The sequence below is a fragment of the Mesorhizobium australicum genome (genome assembly GCF_900177325.1).
Lineage (GTDB): Bacteria > Pseudomonadota > Alphaproteobacteria > Rhizobiales > Rhizobiaceae > Mesorhizobium_A > Mesorhizobium_A australicum_A.
On sequence record NZ_FXBL01000004.1, the window covers coordinates 2,695,630 to 2,714,357 of the forward strand.

Here is an 18,728-nt window from a genome sequence, read left to right on the forward strand (position 1 = left end):
CCCGACATTGTCCCGCTCATGCTTCCGGGTGCGTCTCGATCTCGTCTTCGGCGCCGCCGAAGCCGTGCATATAGAGCGCCCATTGCAGTCCCACGACGGCGCCCTTGACCGGCTGCAGCAGCGCGATCGAGCCCAGCACGGTGACCGGCGCCCAGATGGCGAGATGGGTCCAGGTCGAAAGCTCGACCGCGGCCTCGACGCCCATGAAGGCGCCGACGACGATGTGGCCGACAATGAAGATCACCAGATAGGCGGGCAGGTCGTCGGCGCGGTGGTGGCCGATATGCTCGCCGCACACCGCGCAGTCGTCGACGGTCTTGGCGTAGCTCTGGAACAGCCTGCCTTCGCCGCAATGCGGGCAGCGGCCCATGAAGCCGCGCACCATCGCCTGCTTCAGGTCGCGGGCGGGCCGGCCGCTATGTGCCTCGCCGCCGAATTGGACCGTTTCCATCATCTTCTCCTCGACCGGCCGCCCAGCCGGTTGCCGCCCGCGCGCGCCGTGCGGCGTCCGCGCGCCTTGTGGAACGACTGCCGCATGCCCTGCAATGCGACCGGATCGCTCAGCATCTCGAAGCGCATCGAGCCTGCCAGCGGCGCCACCTCGACCAGTTTGACCTCGACGGCGTCGCCGAGGCGGTAGCCGCGACCGCTGCGGTCGCCGAACAGGGTGTGGGCGGTTTCGTCATAGATATAGTAATCGTCACGCAGCGACGACACCGGCACGAAGCCATCCGCGCCGTAGGTGGGCAACTGGACAAAAAGTCCGGACTTGGTCACACCCGTTATGCGTCCTTCGAAGGTCTCGCCCTTGCGGCCCGACAGATGCGCGGCGATCAGCCGGTCGACCGTGTCGCGCTCCGCGGCCATCGCGCGCCGTTCCGAGGCCGAGATGAGCGCCGAGATTTCCTCCAGCCGCGCCTCCTCGTCGCGCGTCAGGCCGCCGGGGCCGAGGCCCAGCGAACCGATCAGCGCCCGGTGCACGATCAGGTCCGCATAGCGGCGGATCGGCGAGGTGAAGTGCGCGTAGCGGCGCAGGTTGAGGCCGAAATGGCCGATATTGTCGGGCGAGTAGACCGCCTGGCTCTGCGAGCGCAGCACCACCTCGTTGACGAGGCTCTCGTGCTCGGTGTCGCGCACCTGGGCCAGGATGCCGTTGAACTGCGAGGGGCGAAGCTCGGCGCCGCGCGCCAGGCTGATCGACAGGGTGCGCAGGAACTCGCGCAGCGATTCCTGCTTGGCCAGAGAGGGCGCGTCGTGGATGCGGTAGATCAGCGCCTGGCGCTTGTTCTCCAGGCTCTCCGCGGCCGCGACATTGGCCTGGATCATGAACTCCTCGATCAGCTTGTGCGCGTCGAGGCGTTCGGGGACCGTCACGCGGTCGACCGTGCCGTCCGGCTTGAGCAGGATTTTGCGCTCCGGCAGGTCGAGTTCGAGCGGGCGGCGCGCCTCGCGGCCGCGCTTGAGCACCGCATAGGCGTCCCATAGCGGCTTGAGGACCGTGTCGAGCAGCGGGCCGGTCTTGTCGTCGGGCCTGCCGTCGATCGCCGCCTGCGCCTGCGGATAGGCGAGCTTGGCGGCGGACTTCATCATCACGCGATGGAAGGAGTGGCGGATCTTGCGGCCGTCGGCCGAGAAGGTCATGCGCACGGCGAGTGCCGGGCGGTCCTCGCCCTCGCGCAGCGAGCAGAGGTCGTTGGAGATGCGCTCGGGCAGCATCGGCACGACGCGGTCGGGGAAATAGACCGAGTTGCCGCGTTTGAGCGCCTCGCGGTCGAGGGCAGAGCCGCCGCGGATATAGGCCGCGACGTCGGCGATGGCGACGGTGGCGATGACGCCGCCGGTGTTCGCCGGGTCCGGGTCGGGCTCGGCATAGACGGCGTCGTCATGATCCTTGGCATCGGCCGGATCGATGGTGACCAGCGGCAGGCGGCGCCAGTCCTCGCGGTGCTCCATGCCGGCCGGCTTCATCGCGTCGGCCTCGGCCAGCACTTGCGGCGGGAAGACGTGCGGGATGTCGTGCGCGTGGATGGCGATCATCGAGACCGCCTTCTCGCTGTCGAGCGAGCCGAGCACGGCGACGACCTTGCCGCGCGGCAGGCCGTAGCGGCCGGAGGAGACCTGCTCGGCCTCGACCAGGTCGCCCGGCTTCGCGTCGCCCAGCGCGTCGGCGTCGATCATCAGTTCGGGCTGGCGGCGCTCGACCGGTTCGAGGCGGAAGGATCCGTCGGCGAGCTTGCGCAGGACGCCGAGCGCGAGGTCCTTGCGGTGGTCGATCAGCCGGATGACCCGGCCCGTATAGGCGGGACCCGGCCGCTCCTTCGCGGGAAACACCTTGGCGAGCACGCGGTCGCCGACGCCGGCCGTCGGCGTCTTCGCGCCGCGCGGACTGCGGATCGAGACGAGGACGGGATCGGCATCTTCCGGCTGCTCGACCGGGCGGGCGAGCAGACCTCCCTCGCGGTCGCGGCCGAAGATTTCGAGCGCCACGACCGGGGGCAGGGCGCCGGGCTTGGAATAGGATTTACGATCGACCTCGAGCAGGCCTTCGCTCGCCAGCTCGGCCAGCGTCTGCTTTAGCCAGACGCGGCCTTCACCCTTCAGCCCGAAGGCCTTTGCGATGTCGCGCTTCGATGCCAGGTCGGGATGGGACTGGATGTAGTCGAGGAGCGCCTGGCGGGTCGGGAAACCGTCCTCGCCGACCTCCGCCGAGGCCGAATCCTGCCCGCCGCGGCGCTTGCCGGCCTTTCCAGATCCGGGCAGGCGCCGGGCCAACTATTTCGCCGCCTTCTTCTTGGCCGGCTTCGCGGCGGCCTTCTTCGGGGCCGCAGACTTCGCGGCCGCCTTGGCCGGGGATTTGCGGGCGGTCGATTTCGACTTGCCGCCGCCGGCCGCCTCGCGCGCCGCGATCAGCGCCAGCGCTTCTTCCATGGTAACCGAGGCGGGGTCCTTGCCCTTCGGGATGGTGGCGTTGACCTTGCCGAAATTGACATAGGCGCCGTATTTGCCGTCGCGCACCGTGACGTTGCCGCCGCCGTCGGGATGTTCGCCGAGGTCCTTCAGCGCCGCCGGCGTGCCGCCGCGACGGCCCGGACCCTTCGCCGCCTTCTCGGCAAGCACCGCGACCGCGCGGTTGATGCCGACGGAGAACACGTCCTCGATCGATTCGAGATTGGCGTAGACGCCGTCGTGCAGCAGGAACGGCCCGTAGCGGCCGAGGCCGGCGGAGATCATCTTGCCGGTCTCGGGATGCTGGCCGACGTCGCGCGGCAGCGACAGCAGCGCCAGCGCCTTCTCGTGGTCCATCGCTTCGATCGTCCAGCCCTTGGGCAGGCTGGAGCGCTTGGCCTCCTTGCCTTCGCCGCGCTGGACATAGGGGCCGAAGCGGCCGTTCTTCAGGACGATTTCCTCATCCGTGTAGGGATCGCGGCCCAGGACCTTGTCGCCGCTCTCGCCCGAGGCCGGCTCGCCATTGCCGTTCACCGCCTCGCCGAGCTGACGGGTGTAGCCGCATTCGGGATAGTTCGAGCAGCCGACGAAGGCGCCGTATTTGCCGAGCTTCAGCGACAGGTTACCGGTGCCGCAGCGCGGGCAGATGCGCGGATCGGAGCCGTCCTCGCGGGCGGGGAAGACCAGCGGCGCGAGCTGCTCGTTGAGCGCGTCGAGCACGTCGGTGACGCGCAGCTCCTTTATGCCGTCGACGGCGGCCGAGAAGTCGGCCCAGAAATCGCGCAGCACGTCCTTCCAGGCGAGCTTGCCGTCGGAAATCTCGTCGAGCTTCTCCTCCAGACCAGCGGTGAAGTCGTATTCGACATATTTCTCGAAGAAGCTTTCGAGGAAGGCGGTGACGATGCGGCCCTTCGAGTGCGGCGTCAGCCGGCGCTTGTCGATGACGACGTATTCGCGGTCTTCCAGCGTCTTCAGCGTCGCGGCGTAGGTCGAGGGACGGCCGATGCCGAGCTCTTCGAGCTTCTTGATGAGGGACGCCTCCGAATAGCGCGGCGGCGGCTCGGTCGTGTGCTGGTCGGCGGTGATCTTCTCGCGGGCGAGAGCTTCGCCGGCGCGGATCTCAGGCAGGCGCTTGCTTTCCTCGTCCTCGGCGTCCTCGTCCTTCGGGTCGACATAGGCGGCGAGGAAGCCGTCGAAGCGGGTGACGGAGCCGACGGCCCGCAACTGCGCGGTCTGCGCGCCGTTCTTCGCCTCGATCTCGACCGTCGTGCGCTCGATCTCGGCCGGCTGCATCTGCGAGGCGATCGCGCGCTTCCAGATCATCTCGTAGAGACGGAACTGATCGGAATCAAGATGGGCGCGGACGGAGGCCGGGGTGCGGAAGAAGTCGGTCGGGCGGATGGCCTCGTGCGCTTCCTGCGCGTTCTTCGCCTTGGCGGAATAAAAGCGCGGCTTTTCCGGCAGGTAACTGTCGCCGAACTCCTTGCCGATCGCGGCGCGGGCGGCCGTGATCGCCTCCGGCGCCATCTGCACGCCGTCGGTTCGCATATAGGTGATGAGGCCGACCGTCTCGCCGCCGACGTCGAGGCCTTCGTAGAGCCTCTGGGCGATCTGCATCGTGCGCGAGGCCGAGAAGCCGTAGCGCGACGACGCCGCCTGCTGCAGCGTGGAGGTGGTGAAGGGCGGGCCGGGATTGCGCTTGGCCGGCTTCGCCTCGACGGAGACGGCATTGAAGGTCGCGCCTTCGAGCATTGTCTTGATGCCGTTGGCCTGTTCCGCGGTCTTGATGTCGAGTTTCTGGAGGCGCTTGCCCTCGTAGCCGGTCAGGCGGGCCTCGAACGTGTCCTTGCGTGGCGTGGCGAGAAGCGCGGCGATGTTCCAGTATTCCTCGCGGACGAAGCGCTCGATCTCCAGCTCGCGGTCGCAGACGAGCCTGAGCGCGACCGACTGGACGCGGCCGGCCGAGCGGGCGCCCGGCAGCTTGCGCCAGAGCACGGGCGACAATGTAAAGCCGACGAGATAGTCCAGCGCCCGGCGGGCGAGATAGGCCTCGACCAGCGGCGCGTCGATGTCGCGCGGCTTGGCCATGGCGTCGAGCACCGACTGCTTGGTGATGGCGTTGAAGACGACGCGGCTGATGTGCTTGTCCTTGAGCACGCGCTTGTTGCGCAGCACCTCCAGCACGTGCCAGGAAATCGCCTCCCCCTCGCGATCCGGGTCGGTGGCGAGGATCAGCCCGTCGGCGCCCTTGAGAGCGGTGGCGATGTCGGAAAGCCGCTTGGACGAGGCCGAATCGACCGACCAGGACATGGCGAAATCTTCCTCGGGACGGACCGAGCCATCCTTGGGAGGCAAGTCGCGGACGTGCCCGAACGAGGCCAGAACCTTGTAGTTCTTGCCCAGATACTTGTTGATTGTCTTCGCCTTTGCAGGCGATTCGACGACGACGACGTCCATCCGATGTCCGGCACTTTCCGATCGCGGGGAAGAGGAATTCCGCGCCGCGATCCTTGACGATTGCGTCCGTCAAATGGCCGTGCTTTCGGTCGCGGTCAAGTGGCGGGCTGATTTTGGCGATATGTCCGACGCCCCGGGATGGATCCTCGGACGCGTCGACACGTGCAATTTTAAGTGTTATGTGGAGGAACTATTTTATCCTAGGTTGCATCGGTGAACGCGAATGACAGCCAATCCCCCAGACCTGCCGCCAGACACCCGGACACGACCCACTCCGTCCGCGCATGACATCGCGACCCCGGAGGCGGCGCGCGACACGCTCGACTACATGCGCTCGATGCTGACGGAGCTTTCCGGCATCGCGCGGCGCCAGCGGCTCGACATGCTCGCCTACCTGATCGAGATGGCCTCGGTGGAGGCGTCGGACGCGCTGGCGCGCGACAGCACGCGGCGAAAGGGCGGTCGCAGACGGGCCGGCGCGTCAGACCAGTGAGACCTGCCCGCCGGGATGGCGTTCGAGCCGGCCGGCGAGATCGAGTTCGAGCAGGATCATGAACACCTGCGCCGGATGAAGGCCGGTGTGGCGGATGATCTCGTCCACGCCGGTCGGCACCGGCCCGAGCGCTTCGATCACGCGCTCCCTGTCCAGATCGCCGGGCGGTGGCGTCGCCGTGAAGTCGGGCGGTTCCTCGAAGGTCTCCGCCTCGCCGGGCGGGCGGCCGATGAGCGGCGAGATCGCCTCGATGACGTCGCGGGCCTCGGTGACCAGCGTCGCGCCCTCCTTGAGCAGGCCGTTGGTGCCGGCGGCGCGCGGGTCGAGCGGCGAGCCGGGTACCGCGAAGACGAGCCGGCCGAGCTCGCCCGCCATGCGGGCGCTGATCAGGGAGCCGGACCTGAACGCGGCCTCGACCACGACCAGCCCGAGCGACAGCCCGGCGATGATGCGGTTGCGGCGGGGGAAGTCGCGCGCCCTCGGTTCCCAGCCGAACGGCATTTCGGACACCGCCGCGCCATTGGCCGCCAGCGCCTGCATCAGATCCGCGTTCTCGAGGGGATAAGGCCGATCGAGGCCGCCGGCGAGCACGGCGATGCCGCCCGTCGCCAGGCTGCCCTCATGCGCGGCGGTGTCGATGCCGCGGGCGAGCCCCGAGACGATGGCGAACCCCTCGCGGCCGAGATCGGCGGCGAGCATGCGCGCCATGCGGATGCCGGCGAGCGACGCGTTGCGGGCGCCGACGATCGCGACCGGCGGCAGCACGAACACGTTGGCGTTGCCCCTGACGGCGATCAGGGGAGGCGGGTTCTCGACCCGCCGCAGCATCGGCGGATAGTCGGCCTCGCCGATGGCGACGAAGCGCGCGCCGGCCTTCGCGGCAAGAGCCATTTCGGCTTCCGCCTCGGCGGCCGAGGGAACGCGCAGCAGCCGGCTGCCGCCGCCGAGGCGCGTGAGTTCCGGCAGCATCTCGATCGCCGTCTCGGCCGAGCCGAAACGGTTGATCAGGTCGCGGAAGGTGGCAGGGCCGATATTGTCGGTGCGGATGAGGCGGAGCCAGGCGAGACGCTGGCGGTCGCTGAGGGAAGGGCCGGCGCGGCCTGTCGTCACCCGCTCGCCCCGATGCGCGTCTCATTGCCGTCCAGCAGGCGGCGGATGTTGGCGTGGTGCTTGAAGAAGACGATCACGCTCATGACCGTGAACAGCCACGCCACACTGGCCGGGCCGAACCAGAAGAAGAGAGAGAGCGGAACGGCGACGGCCGCGAGAAGTGCTGCGAGCGACGAGTAGCGGGTGAGATAGGCGATGGCGATCCAGACGATGGCGAAGACGAGCGCCGCCTTCCAGGCGAGCGCGATCAGCACGCCGAGATAGGTCGCCACGCCCTTGCCGCCCCGAAAGCCGAGCCAGACCGGGAAGAGATGGCCCAGGAACGCGGCGAAGCCGGCGACGATGCCGAAGGCCGGCCCCCATGTGGCGGCGACGAGCACTGCGACCGTGCCCTTGAGCGCGTCGAGAAGGAGGGTGAGGGCCGCGAGCTTCTTGTTGCCGGTGCGCAGCACGTTGGTCGCGCCGATATTGCCGGAGCCGATGCGCCGCACGTCGCCGAGCCCGGCGATGCGGGTGATGAGCAGGCCGAAGGGGATGGAGCCGAGGAGATAGCCCAAGATGATGGCCGCCGCATAGAGCGGCAGGTTCCCGGCCCAGTCGATCTGGTCAGACATCAGGCTCCCTCCATCGCCCGGTGCACTGTGCGTCCCGCCACCATCGTTTGCAAGACCTTGCCTTGCAGCCGCGCACCTTCGAAGCAGGAGTTCTTGGAGCGCGACAGGATGTCGGCCTCGCGCACGATCCACGGCGCGTCGAGATCGGCCACGATCAGGTCGGCCGGCATACCGGGCGCAAGGCCGCCGCCCGACAGCCCGAACACTTTCGCAGGATTGCGTGACAGTATTTCTGCGATGCGCAGCAGCGGAAGGTCCCCGTTATGATAGAGGCGCAGCGTGACGGCGAGCAGCGTCTCCAGCCCGATCGCGCCGGCGGCCGCGTCCGCGAAGGGCAGCCGCTTGGTGTCGACATCCTGCGGGTCGTGCGAGGAGGAGACGAGGTCGATCGTCCCGTCGCGCAGCGCCTCGATCATCGCCAGGCGATCGTCTTCGGCCCGCAGCGGCGGGGCGAGCCGGAAGAAGGTGCGATATTCACCGACATCGTTCTCGTTGAGCGACAGGTTGTGGATCGCCACGCCCGCCGTGACGTTCGCGCCGTCGTTTTTTGCGCGCGCGATCGCCGCCGCGGACATGGCGGTCGAAATCTTGGCGGCGTGGTAGGCGCCGCCGGTGAGCCGCGCGAGCAAGAGGTCGCGCTCCAGCGGGATCGCCTCGGCCTCGCGCGGAATGCCCGACAGGCCGAGCCAGCTCGCATAGAGGCCCTCGTTCATGACCCCACCGCCGAGATGGCGGTCCTGCGTCTCGTGCGCGATCGTCACACCGAAGTCGCGCGCATAGCTCAGCGCCCGGCGCATGATGAGCGCGTTGGAGATCGTGTGGCGGCCTTCTGTGAAGCCGACGGCGCCGGCCTCGCGCAGCAGGCCGAACTCGGTCATCTCGGCGCCGTGGAAGCCCTTGGTGATCGAGGCGGCGGGATAGACGCGCACCCTGGCCGTGTCGCGCGCGGTGCGCTGGACGAACTCGACCAGCGCGACGTTGTCGATGACCGGATCGGTGTCCGGCATCATCACCATCGAGGTGACGCCACCGGCGGCCGCCGCAATGCTCGCCGAGGCGATGGTCTCGCGGTGTTCGCCACCGGGCTCGCCAATGAACACGCGGCTGTCGACGAGACCGGGCAGGATCGCAGCGCCCTTGCAGTCGATGACGGCAGCACCGCCCGGCGCGCCCTGGTTCCTCACGGAGGCGCCGGCGGCGACGATCCTGCCCTCTGCCACGAGCACGGACCCCTGCTCGTCGAGGCCTCGTGCAGGGTCGACTACCCTCGCATTGATGAAGAGCGTCGGGCTCATGCGTGGCGCCCCTCGTTGCGGCGCGGGTCGAGGAGGGCTTCCATCACCGCCATGCGCACGGCGACGCCCATCTCGACCTGTTCCTGGATCACGCTCTGCGGCCCGTCGGCGATCTCCGAGGCGATCTCGACGCCGCGGTTCATCGGGCCGGGATGCATGACCAGCGCGTCGTCCTTCGCGGCCTTCAGCTTCTCGGCGTCGAGGCCGAAATAGCGGAAATATTCGCGCACCGACGGCACGAAGGCGCCTTCCATGCGCTCGCGCTGCAGGCGCAGCATCATCACCACGTCGGCGTCCTTCAGGCCCTCCGCCATGGTGCGGAACACCTCGACGCCCATGTTGGCGATGCCCGAGGGCAAGAGCGTCGACGGCGCGACGGCGCGGACGCGGGCGCCCAGCGCGTTCAGCAGCAGGATGTTGGATCGGGCGACGCGCGAATGCAGGATGTCGCCGCAGATCGCCACGGTCAGCTTGTGCAGCGGGCCCTTCGCGCGGCGGATGGTGAGCGCATCGAGCAGCGCCTGGGTCGGGTGCTCGTGCGCGCCGTCGCCGGCGTTGACCACGGAGCAGGCGACCTTCTGGGCAAGCAGGGCCGCGGCTCCCGCCGAGGAGTGGCGGATGATGAGGATATCGGGCCGCATCGCGTTCAGCGTCATCGCCGTGTCGATGAGCGTCTCGCCCTTCTTCACCGAGGAACTGGCGACCGACATGTTCATCACGTCGGCGCCGAGCCGCTTGCCGGCGAGCTCGAACGACGACTGCGTGCGGGTCGAGGCTTCGTAGAAGAGGTTGATCTGGGTGCGCCCGCGCAGGCGGCTGGATTTCTTCTCCGGCTGCCGCGACAGCGCCACCGCCGCATCGGCCCGGTCGAGGAGAAGTTCGATATCGGGAGGAGAAAGCCCCTGGATGCCGAGAAGGTGTCGGTGCGGGTAGAGCGGGAGGGCTTGAGCGTCTGTCATCTCAAGGCTGGTGCTATAGAAGGGGGGAAGGGCAGCCGCAAGCGGCGCGTCGTTTTCCCACGGCATTTTCGACGTGCAGCCCTTGCGGACTCGGCTATATGTCGGACAGGTGGGCCGCCGCGGTCGTGGACGCACGCCCCGGATGGCCATGTGGAGTACGATGTGAACCACGACGTGACCAACCAGACGCCGCCGCTGACCGGATCGAACGCCTGGCGCGGCGATCCGCTGCTGATGCAGCTGGCGCAGGACTTTTCCGAGCCGGTGCGCAAGGATCTCGACGCGCTCGGCCGCTTCGTGCTGTCGCCCGAGGCGCAGGACCTGGCGCGGCTGGCCAACACCGAACTGCCGAAGCTGAGGACCCACGACCGGCAGGGCAGGCGGCTCGACATCGTCGAGTTCCACCCCGCCTACCATGCGCTGATGCGCCGCTCGATCACCAACGGCCTGCATTCCTCGATCTGGGAGAACGGCGAGGCGGAGACCGGCAAGCGCCACCAGATCCGCGCCGCCCGCTTCTTCCTGACCTCGGAGCTCGAATGCGGGCATCTGTGCCCGATCACCATGACGAGCGCCTCGCTCGCCGCGCTGATGGCGAGCCCGAAGGCGTTCCGCGAATGGGCGCCGCGCATCACCTCGCGCAAATACGACCAGTCGAACAAGGCGCCGGTCGACAAGGCGGGCCTGACGCTCGGCATGGGCATGACCGAGAAGCAGGGCGGCACCGACGTGCGCGCCAACACGACCAGGGCGGAGAAGGCCGGCAACGGCTTCTACCGCATCACCGGCCACAAATGGTTCATGTCCGCGCCGATGTCGGACGCGTTCCTTGTGCTGGCCCAGGCAGCCGAGGGCCTGTCCTGCTTCCTCGTGCCGCGCCTTCTCGGCGACGGCGCCGGCAACGGGCTCGCCTTCCAGCGGCTCAAGGACAAGCTCGGCAACCGGTCGAACGCCTCCTCCGAGGTCGAGTTCAACAATTCGCTCGGGGAGATGATCGGCGAGCCGGGCGCGGGCGTGAAGACCATCATGGACATGGTGACGCTGACGCGGCTCGACTGCGCGCTTGCCTCGTCCGGCATCATGCGCGCCGGCCTGCAGGAGGCGGTGCACCATGCCCGCCACAGAAAAGTGTTCGGCGAGACGCTGATCGAGCAGCCGCTGATGCAGCGCGTGCTGGCCGACATGGCGCTCGACGTCGCAGCCGCGACTGCGCTGTCCTTCCGCCTGGCGCGCGCCTTCGACGAGGCGGCAGTCGACCGGTCCGAGGCGTCCTTCGCCCGCGCCATGACGCCCGTGGTCAAATACTGGGTGTGCAAGACGGCGCCGCCGCTGCTCTACGAGGCGATGGAGTGCCTGGGCGGCAACGGCTATGTCGAGGAATCGCCGCTCGCCCGCTACTATCGCGAGGCCCCGGTCAACGCGATCTGGGAAGGCTCCGGCAATGTGATGGCGCTCGACGTGCTGCGCGTGCTGCAGCGCGGGCCGGCGCTGTTCGAGGAGGTCATCGCGGGCATCGACAAGGACCTCGGCGCGAGCGGGCGGGGCACGTCCGACGTGCTGCGGGCCGCGATGCAGATCGCGGCCTCGGACGACGGTTCGGCGCGCATCCTCACCGAGCAGCTCGCGCTGTCGGCGGCGGCCGCCGAGCTCAAGCGGGTGGGGGCGGGACGCATCGCCGACGCCTTCATCGAGACGCGGCTGGCGGGCCAGTGGCGCAACACCTACGGCATGCTCGACGGCCGCCACGACCCCCGCGCGATCCTGGAGACGCTTTATCCGGAGATCGGCTGATCTTTCGTGGCCCGGGCCGTTAACCTTAACAAATGGTTTCCATTGCGAAGGGTCGTGAGGAGGGTAGTTTACCGGCCGTTAACCGAGAATCCCATGCGGCCGCTCCTTACCTATCTCGTGCCGGTCTACTGGATGGCCGCCTTCGCGCTGATGGCAGCGCAGGCCGTTTCGCACCCGGTCGGGCTCGACCTGTTTCCCGGCGGCGGCGTCGCGCCGACCGTGCTGGAGGCGGGGAAGGCGATCAATCACGGCGTTTCCACCGCCTTCTCGATCGCCTTCGGGCTCGTCGCCACGCTCTTCCTCTGGACGCTGCTCACCGCCGTTCTGGCCTCGGAGGACTATCCCGGCGGGTATGACGAGGTGGCGAGCATCGCCTTCGGCGGCGCCGTGCTGATGGTCACCGTCGCCCTGGTCGTCACGGCGCTGCGCGGCGAGGGGGGCGTGCAGGGGGCGGGCGCATTCCAGCTCGCCGCGCTGATGGCCTCCTATGTCGCCGTGATCGCGGAGCGCCGCGCCTTTGCCGCGCCGAAGGCCTCGGAGGCGGATACGCTGCGGGCCACGGCGCGCCGCATGGCGCTGGGGGCGGCGCATTCGAGCATGCTGACCCGGCTAGTCGGGCGCAACGCACCACAGGGCGGAGCGGATTGAGATGAAGTATGTGTTCTTCGCCTGGGCGGCACCGCTGGGCCTGTTCTGGGGCTGGTTCTTCCTCTCGGCCAACGACATCAATTTCGGCTCGATCTATCTGAGCCGGGCGCTGCATGAGCTCGTCTTCGAGCTCTACGGCGAGATGCTCGGCGTCGCGCCCGAGACGATCCCGTGGCTGATCGCCAAGGCCTGCCTCTTCGACACCCTGCTGATCCTCGCGATCTGGGCGTTCCGCCGTCGCCGCCAGATCGCCGCGCAGTGGGCTGCGCTGCGCGAGCGCCTCATGCCGGCCGGCGCAGCGCCCGAAGGCGATCCAGCACGCCTTGAAGGATGAAGGCGGCCGCGGCCGAATCGATCTTGGTCTCGCGCCGCTTGCGGGAAAAATCCATCTCGATCAGGGTGCGTTCGGCGGCGACCGTCGACAACCGCTCGTCCCAGAACAGGAACGGTATCTCCGTCAGCTTCGACAGGTTGCGCGCAAACGCGCGGCTTGCCTGCGCGCGAGGTCCCTCGCTGCCGTCCATGTTGACGGGCAGGCCGATCGCCAGCGCGTAAACCTCGTCGCGGGCCAGCGCCGACAGCAGGGCGGCGGCGTCGAGCGAGAATTTCTTCCTCATGATCACCGCCCGCGGATGGGCGAAGGACAGGTTGCGGTCGGACACGGCAAGGCCGATCGTCGTCGTGCCCGGATCTATACCGGCGACCGTCTTGCCGGCGGGCAGGGTGCGTGCGAGCTCTTCTACATCGATGATCGCCACGAGGCTTTCCGGTCCTTTCGCGGTTTGACGGGACACGCGGGCGTTCTATCTTCGGTTCGACTCATTGGCGAGGACCATCTGCGATGAAACTGACCTGGCACGGGCATTCCGCCTTCACCATCGAAACCGCCGGCAAGAAGATCGTCATCGATCCGTTCATCACCGGCAATCCCGGCGCGAAACAGAGCTGGCAGGACGTTGCGCAGGGCGCGACGCATGTGCTTCTGACCCACGGGCATAACGACCATGTCGGCGACGCGGTCGAGATCTGCAAACAGTCCGGCGCCATGCTGGTGGCGAACTTCGAGGTCTGTATGTTCCTGGTCGGCAAGGGCGTCGACGGCTCGAAGATCAATCCGGGCAATCATGGCGGCACGCTCGACTGCGGCGGCTTCACGACGACCTTCGTCCAGGCGCTGCATTCCTCGTCCTTCGGCGGCGAGGGCGGCACCAACACCTATCTCGGCAACCCGGCCGGCCTTGTGCTGCACTTCCCGGATGCGCCGACGCTCTATCACTTCGGCGATACCGACATCTTCGGCGACATGGCGCTGATCAACGAGCTGCACGAGCCGTCGATCGGCATCGTGCCGATCGGCGACCGCTTCACCATGGGCGGGGCGGTCGCAGCGCTCGCCTGCCGACGCTTCTTCAAGCTCGACGTGGCGATCCCGTGCCACTACGCCTCCTTCCCGATCATCGACCAGAACGCCGACAAGTTCGTCGCCGCCATGGAGGGATCGTCGACGAAGGTGATCGTGCCGGAGGTCGGCAAGGCGTTTTCGGTCTGACGCGGTTCGCGATGGATGAATGACGGCCGGGCGGCCGGGATCAAGGGGGATGGCAATGAGAAGACATGTGTTGCGCGCGGCGGGCGCGCTGATGCTGGTGGCGACGCTTCCGGCCGCCGCGGCCGACGCTTTCGTGTCCGGCGTCTACCTGCGGTCGCAGGAGCTTTGCGACCAGGCGAAGAAGGACGGAATCGAGTCTGTGCTTGAGGAGGGGAACGTGCTGCTCACCGAACGCGGATTCGAGAGCTACGAATACAATTGCGAGTTCCTGACCGTGACGCCGGCGACGCGGGCGCCGGGTTGGGTGGTCACGGCGCTGTGCCAGGAGCCCGGCTACGCATTTCCCGACGTGCTCTCCGTGATCAAGATGAACGACACCCAGCTCGACTTCGCCTCGGTGCGGACGACCACGGAGGAAGATCCCGGCAACAGCGGCAGCTATTTTCTCTGCGAAGGCGTGGAGATGCCCTGAGGCTGGCGGCGGCGGTAACGCCGGACGAGTTTGCTACGCCGTTGGCTGCCATGGATCGACGACGACAACACCGGTTCCGTGGAAATCACGCACGTTGCGCGTCACCACGGACAGGCCGTTGACGAGTGCGGTGGCGGCGATCAGCGCGTCGACTTCGTTTCGCGGGTTCGGGACATGCAGATGCGCGCACCGTGTGGCGACCGCGTCGTCGACGGCAAGGATGCGTCCGGCGAATTCGGGACGGACGTGGTTGTCGAGCCAGGCTCGCAACCGGGCGCCCTGGGCATGATCGCGCCGCTGGACGCTAAGCACGCCGCGCTCCAGCTCGAGAATGGTGATCGCCGAAATGAAGAAGCGATCCGCATCTTCTGCTTCTACCCACGACACCACGTTGGCGTCGGCCTTGCCGTCGCCGATCTTGCGCAACTCTGAAACCACGTTGGTGTCGAGCAGGTAGCTCACGACAGGTCGATCTGCCGCGGTTCGATCCCGATCCTCGTCGTATCGAGATCGATCTCCGACAGACCGGGCATGGCGAGGCTTTCCGCGAGACTGCGGCGCCTGCCGGTCAGCCGCTGAAAATCGTCATATGTCATCAGGACATGCGAAGGCTTGCCGCGATCGGTGATGACCACGGGGCCCTTCTGCGCCGCTTTCTTGGCGCTGCTCACGTCATGGTTCAATTCGCGGCTGGACAGGGTGCTGATGGTCATGGCTGCCTCCATGTAGGTAAGTGCCTACATATCGTGAAGGCGTATAGAAGGCAATTCACCTCAAAGCCGACGGTCGCGCCTTGCCGTCAAGTGTTGCGCCGCCGAAGGGCGGGCGGTATAGCCCGGTTTCCGCCTGCCCGCCCTTCCGGAGCGCATCCATGTCCGTCGATATCGCCACCGTCAAACGCGTCGCCCGTCTTGCCCGCATCGCGGTGAACGAGGAGGATGCCGAGCGCATGACCGGCGAACTCAACGCGATCCTGGGCTTCGTGGAGCAGTTGGGCGAGGTCGATGTCTCCGGCGTCGAGCCGATGACGTCGGTGACGCCGATGGTGATGAAGAAGCGGCAGGACGTCGTCAATGACGGCGGCATCGCCGACAAGATCGTCTCGAACGCGCCCGCGACGGCCGAGAACTTCTTCCTCGTGCCGAAGGTCGTCGAGTAAGCAACCGCCCGCCACCGCCCCGCACAAGCCCGTAGCAACGGACCACAGATGACCGACCTGACCAGACTGACGATCGCGGAAGCGCGGACCCGCCTCAAGGCGAAGGAGTTTTCCGCGCGCGAGATCACCGACGCCTACCTGTCCGCCATCGACGCGGCAAACGAGCGTTTCAATGCCTATGTCGCGGTGACCCACGACCAGGCGCGCGAGATGGCGGCGGCGTCGGACGCGAAGCTGGCGAAGGGCGAGGGCGGCGCGCTGGAAGGCATCCCGCTCGGCATCAAGGACCTGTTTGCGACCAAGGGCGTGCACACACAGGCGGCGAGCCACATCCTCGACGGCTTCAAGCCGGAATACGAATCGACCGTGACGGCCAACCTTTGGGCCGACGGCGCGGTGATGCTGGGCAAGCTCAACATGGACGAGTTCGCCATGGGCTCGTCCAACGAGACGTCGTACTACGGCCCGGTCGTGAACCCCTGGCGTCGTGGCGCCAACGGCGTCGGCCAGGCCGACAACAAGCTGCTGGTGCCCGGCGGCTCGTCGGGCGGCTCGGCGGCGGCCGTCGCCGCCTGGCTCTGCGCGGGCGCCACCGCCACCGACACCGGCGGCTCGATCCGCCAGCCGGCCGCCTTCACCGGAACGGTCGGCATCAAGCCGACCTACGGCCGCGTGTCGCGCTGGGGCACGGTGGCCTTCGCCTCGTCGCTCGACCAGGCCGGGCCGATCGCCCGCGACGTGCGCGACGCCGCGATCCTCCTGAAGTCGATGGCCTCGGTGGATGCCAAAGACACGACCTCGGTCGATCGTCCGGTGCCGGACTACGAGGCATCGCTTGGCCAGTCGATGAAGGGCATGAAGATCGGCATTCCGCGCGAATACCGCGTCGACGGCATGCCCGACGAGATCGAGAAGCTGTGGAAGCAGGGCATCGAGTATCTGCGGGCCGCGGGCGCCGAGATCGTCGACATCTCGCTGCCGCATACGAAATACGCTCTGCCGGCCTATTACATCGTGGCTCCCGCCGAGGCCTCGTCCAACCTCGCGCGCTATGACGGCGTCCGCTACGGCCTGCGCGTGCCGGGCAAGGACATCATCGACATGTACGAGAAGACCCGTGCCGAAGGGTTCGGCCGCGAGGTCAAGCGCCGCATCATGATCGGCACCTATGTGCTCTCGGCCGGCTATTACGACGCCTATTACGTCCAGGCGCAGAAGGTGCGCACGCTGATCAAGCGGGACTTCGAGAACGCCTATCGCGACGGCATCGACGCGATCCTGACGCCGGCGACGCCGTCGGCCGCCTTCGGCATCGCCGACGAGGATATGGCGTCCGATCCAGTGAAGATGTACCTGAACGACATCTTCACCGTGACGGTGAACATGGCCGGGCTGCCGGGCATTGCAGTGCCTGCCGGCGTCGATGCGAACGGCCTGCCGCTCGGCCTGCAGCTCATCGGCCGCCCGTTCGACGAGGAGACCCTGTTCCGCGCTGCGCACGTGATCGAGCAGGCGGCGGGCCGGTTCGAACCGCAGAAGTGGTGGTGAGCCGGGGAGGGCGCTGAACCGTGTTCTTCGTCCTCTCGAAACTGTTCTGGTTCCTGATCCAGCCGGTCAATCTGGCGATCATCCTGCTGCTCGCCGGACTGCTGCTGGCGATGCTGCGCTGGCGCCGCACCGCTTATGGCCTGTTCAGCGCCGCGGCGCTTGGCCTCGTCCTGTGCGTCTGGACGTCGTTCGGAGCGCTTCTCGTCACCTCGCTGGAGGACCGGTTTCCGCGGCCACCGCTGCCTGAGAAGGTCGCGGGTATCGTCGTCCTCGGCGGCGGGTTCGAGGGCGGCATCAATCTGGTGCGCGGCGGATACGAGCTGAATTCGGGCGGCGACCGCTATGTCGAAGCGGCCGCGCTCGCCCGGCGCTATCCCGAGGCGAGGATCGTCATTTCCGGCGGCACGGGTGCGCTGCTGCTGGAGGGCGAGGACGATGCCTCGACGGCCGTGCGGCTGTTCGAGGCGCTGGGCATTCCGCGCGACCGGCTCGTCCTGGAGGGGAAATCCCGCAACACCTACGAGAATGCGGTGTTCACGAAAGAACTGGTGACGCCAGCGCCGGGCGAGACCTGGCTGCTGGTGACGTCGGCCTTCCACATGCCGCGCTCGATGGCGCTGTTCCGCAAGGCGGATTTTCCGGTGACGGCGTGGCCGGTCGACTACCGCACGACCGGCCACGAGGGCATCGGCTTCTTCGTCGACAATCCGGTCGATTCGCTCCAGACCGCCACACTCGGCATCCGCGAATGGATCGGACTGATCGCCTACTGGCTGACGGGCCGGATCGACCAGCCCTTTCCCTCGCCCTGAGCCTCAGTCGAGGAACAGCCAGAGCAGGATGATGATTGGGATCGGAATCCCGAGAAGCCAGAGCGCGATGCCACGGAGCATGTGAACCTCCTTGCCGGTTGGAAACGATGACGTTCCAACAACGGCGCGACGGCGCGTCCGGTTCCGTTCAGTCCGTCACGGCGGCGCGGGCGGCCGAGAAGAACTGCCGGCGCAGGAGCACGATGAAGACGAAGATCGTGGTGGCAACGAACACGGCCGGCCCGATGAACCAGCCGAGATAGCCGAGCGAGAAGAAGATGCCGCGCAGGCCGGAATTGAAATGCCCGCCGGCCAGCACGTTCATCCGCGCCGCCCGCGCGATCGCCTTGGCCGTGTCATGCCCGTCGCGGTTCTCGTCCTTCAGGACCGGAACCGCGCCGACGAGGATCGAACAGTAGTTGAACAGCCGGTAGGCCCAGCCGAACTTGAAGAAGGAGTAGGAGAGGATCACCAGCAGGCCGAGCACCTTGATCTCGAATTCCTGGCGCGACGTGTCAGCGCCGAACGGCAGATCTCCTAGCACGACGAGGACCTGGTCGGACGCGCCGAGCAGCGCCACGCAGCCGCCGATGGCGAAGATCGAGGTGGAGGCGAAGAAGGCGGTGCCCTGCTGCAGGCCGGCCATGATGCCAGTGTCGATCATGCGCAGCTCGCGCCGCGCCATGGTGCGCATCCACTCCTCGCGCTGCCGGTTCATCGCCTGGGTGAGGGTGGTGCGCCGCGAGAGCCGGCCCGAGGCGGCGAAGGCGAACAAGACCCAGACCGCGACGAAAAAGACGAGCGCGGCGGCGTCGGCGAACTTCAGGTGAAACGATTCGAGCGCCATGGCCGATCAGAACATGTCCGGACGCAGA

General features: G+C 67.6%; 20 protein-coding genes. 9 read left to right on the forward strand and 11 right to left on the reverse strand.

Annotated elements, in window-relative coordinates; genetic code table 11:
• Nucleotides 1–16: 16 nt before the first annotated feature.
• The 3 genes from B9Z03_RS15710 to topA are packed head-to-tail and all read right to left on the reverse strand — an operon-like array spanning nucleotide 17 to nucleotide 5,403.
• Complete coding sequence (locus B9Z03_RS15710; protein WP_085465069.1) at nucleotides 17–451, reverse strand: DUF983 domain-containing protein; 435 nt, start codon at nucleotides 449–451, stop codon at nucleotides 17–19.
• Entirely contained in the window at nucleotides 451–2,772 is a 2,322-nt protein-coding gene (rnr, locus tag B9Z03_RS15715) for a ribonuclease R (RefSeq protein WP_085465070.1), read from the reverse strand. The genes B9Z03_RS15710 and rnr overlap by 1 nt, the downstream gene beginning before the upstream one ends.
• Entirely contained in the window at nucleotides 2,773–5,403 is a 2,631-nt protein-coding gene (gene topA / locus B9Z03_RS15720) for a type I DNA topoisomerase (RefSeq protein WP_085465071.1), read from the reverse strand.
• 223 nt (nucleotides 5,404–5,626) lie between these two features.
• Here topA and B9Z03_RS15725 point away from each other — a divergent pair, with 223 nt between their 5' ends.
• Nucleotides 5,627–5,896 (forward strand): hypothetical protein, encoded by a 270-nt coding sequence (locus tag B9Z03_RS15725; RefSeq protein ID WP_085465072.1) that lies wholly within the window; start codon nucleotides 5,627–5,629, stop codon nucleotides 5,894–5,896.
• Here the strand turns inward: B9Z03_RS15725 and dprA are convergent.
• From dprA to B9Z03_RS15745, 4 genes are read right to left on the reverse strand one after another with little or no spacing between them, the layout of a single operon-like run.
• On the reverse strand, nucleotides 5,885–7,006 hold the full coding sequence (dprA, locus tag B9Z03_RS15730; RefSeq protein WP_085465073.1) for a DNA-processing protein DprA: 1,122 nt from the start codon (nucleotides 7,004–7,006) through the stop codon (nucleotides 5,885–5,887). The genes B9Z03_RS15725 and dprA overlap by 12 nt on opposite strands.
• Nucleotides 7,003–7,620: a glycerol-3-phosphate 1-O-acyltransferase PlsY gene (gene plsY, locus B9Z03_RS15735; RefSeq protein WP_085465074.1), complete on the reverse strand. Its 618-nt coding sequence runs from the start codon at nucleotides 7,618–7,620 to the stop codon at nucleotides 7,003–7,005. The genes dprA and plsY overlap by 4 nt, the downstream gene beginning before the upstream one ends.
• On the reverse strand, nucleotides 7,620–8,915 hold the full coding sequence (locus tag B9Z03_RS15740; RefSeq protein WP_085465075.1) for a dihydroorotase: 1,296 nt from the start codon (nucleotides 8,913–8,915) through the stop codon (nucleotides 7,620–7,622). Before B9Z03_RS15740 ends, plsY begins: the two co-directional genes overlap by 1 nt.
• Entirely contained in the window at nucleotides 8,912–9,874 is a 963-nt protein-coding gene (locus tag B9Z03_RS15745) for an aspartate carbamoyltransferase catalytic subunit (protein ID WP_085467689.1), read from the reverse strand. The genes B9Z03_RS15740 and B9Z03_RS15745 overlap by 4 nt, the downstream gene beginning before the upstream one ends.
• 162 nt (nucleotides 9,875–10,036) lie before the next feature.
• On the opposite strand from B9Z03_RS15745, the gene B9Z03_RS15750 reads away from it, so the two are divergent.
• The 3 genes from B9Z03_RS15750 to B9Z03_RS15760 all read left to right on the forward strand — a co-directional run bounded on the left by B9Z03_RS15750 (nucleotide 10,037) and on the right by B9Z03_RS15760 (nucleotide 12,647).
• Complete coding sequence (locus tag B9Z03_RS15750; protein WP_085465076.1) at nucleotides 10,037–11,665, forward strand: acyl-CoA dehydrogenase family protein; 1,629 nt, start codon at nucleotides 10,037–10,039, stop codon at nucleotides 11,663–11,665.
• Nucleotides 11,666–11,758: 93 nt separating this feature from the next.
• Nucleotides 11,759–12,313, forward strand: a complete 555-nt coding sequence (locus B9Z03_RS15755) for a hypothetical protein (RefSeq protein WP_085465077.1) — start codon at nucleotides 11,759–11,761, stop codon at nucleotides 12,311–12,313.
• 1 nt (nucleotide 12,314) lies between these two features.
• Nucleotides 12,315–12,647 carry a DUF6105 family protein gene (locus B9Z03_RS15760; protein WP_085465078.1) on the forward strand — a complete coding sequence of 111 codons (333 nt, stop codon included), beginning with the start codon at nucleotides 12,315–12,317 and terminating at the stop codon, nucleotides 12,645–12,647.
• Here B9Z03_RS15760 and ruvX read toward each other — a convergent pair.
• Nucleotides 12,595–13,071 (reverse strand): Holliday junction resolvase RuvX, encoded by a 477-nt coding sequence (ruvX, locus tag B9Z03_RS15765; protein ID WP_085465079.1) that lies wholly within the window; start codon nucleotides 13,069–13,071, stop codon nucleotides 12,595–12,597. The two genes, B9Z03_RS15760 and ruvX, sit on opposite strands and share 53 nt — an antisense overlap.
• Nucleotides 13,072–13,154: 83 nt before the next feature.
• Between ruvX and B9Z03_RS15770 the strand changes: the two genes are divergently transcribed.
• Nucleotides 13,155–13,862 (forward strand): metal-dependent hydrolase, encoded by a 708-nt coding sequence (locus tag B9Z03_RS15770; RefSeq protein ID WP_085465080.1) that lies wholly within the window; start codon nucleotides 13,155–13,157, stop codon nucleotides 13,860–13,862.
• A gap of 55 nt (nucleotides 13,863–13,917) precedes the next feature.
• The gene (locus B9Z03_RS15775) at nucleotides 13,918–14,334 is read left to right on the forward strand and encodes a hypothetical protein (RefSeq protein WP_244561755.1); all 417 of its coding nucleotides are present in this window, start codon (nucleotides 13,918–13,920) and stop codon (nucleotides 14,332–14,334) included.
• A gap of 33 nt (nucleotides 14,335–14,367) precedes the next feature.
• Here the strand turns inward: B9Z03_RS15775 and B9Z03_RS15780 are convergent, their stop codons facing one another.
• Together B9Z03_RS15780 and B9Z03_RS15785 are read right to left on the reverse strand one after the other, a co-directional pair.
• The gene (locus B9Z03_RS15780; RefSeq protein WP_085465081.1) at nucleotides 14,368–14,796 is read right to left on the reverse strand and encodes a type II toxin-antitoxin system VapC family toxin; all 429 of its coding nucleotides are present in this window, start codon (nucleotides 14,794–14,796) and stop codon (nucleotides 14,368–14,370) included.
• Nucleotides 14,793–15,047: a type II toxin-antitoxin system Phd/YefM family antitoxin gene (locus B9Z03_RS15785; protein WP_085465082.1), complete on the reverse strand. Its 255-nt coding sequence runs from the start codon at nucleotides 15,045–15,047 to the stop codon at nucleotides 14,793–14,795. Before B9Z03_RS15785 ends, B9Z03_RS15780 begins: the two co-directional genes overlap by 4 nt.
• Before the next feature lie 158 nt (nucleotides 15,048–15,205).
• Between B9Z03_RS15785 and gatC the strand changes: the two genes are divergently transcribed.
• From gatC to B9Z03_RS15800, 3 genes are read left to right on the forward strand one after another with little or no spacing between them, the layout of a single operon-like run.
• Nucleotides 15,206–15,493: an Asp-tRNA(Asn)/Glu-tRNA(Gln) amidotransferase subunit GatC gene (gene gatC / locus B9Z03_RS15790; protein ID WP_085465083.1), complete on the forward strand. Its 288-nt coding sequence runs from the start codon at nucleotides 15,206–15,208 to the stop codon at nucleotides 15,491–15,493.
• Between the two features lie 48 nt (nucleotides 15,494–15,541).
• Nucleotides 15,542–17,041 (forward strand): Asp-tRNA(Asn)/Glu-tRNA(Gln) amidotransferase subunit GatA, encoded by a 1,500-nt coding sequence (gene gatA / locus B9Z03_RS15795; protein ID WP_085465084.1) that lies wholly within the window; start codon nucleotides 15,542–15,544, stop codon nucleotides 17,039–17,041.
• A 20-nt stretch (nucleotides 17,042–17,061) separates the two neighbouring features.
• Nucleotides 17,062–17,853 (forward strand): YdcF family protein, encoded by a 792-nt coding sequence (locus tag B9Z03_RS15800; protein WP_085465085.1) that lies wholly within the window; start codon nucleotides 17,062–17,064, stop codon nucleotides 17,851–17,853.
• A 148-nt stretch (nucleotides 17,854–18,001) separates the two neighbouring features.
• Here B9Z03_RS15800 and B9Z03_RS15805 read toward each other — a convergent pair whose 3' ends face one another.
• Entirely contained in the window at nucleotides 18,002–18,700 is a 699-nt protein-coding gene (locus tag B9Z03_RS15805) for a DUF599 domain-containing protein (RefSeq protein ID WP_085465086.1), read from the reverse strand.
• Nucleotides 18,701–18,728 lie beyond the last annotated feature (28 nt).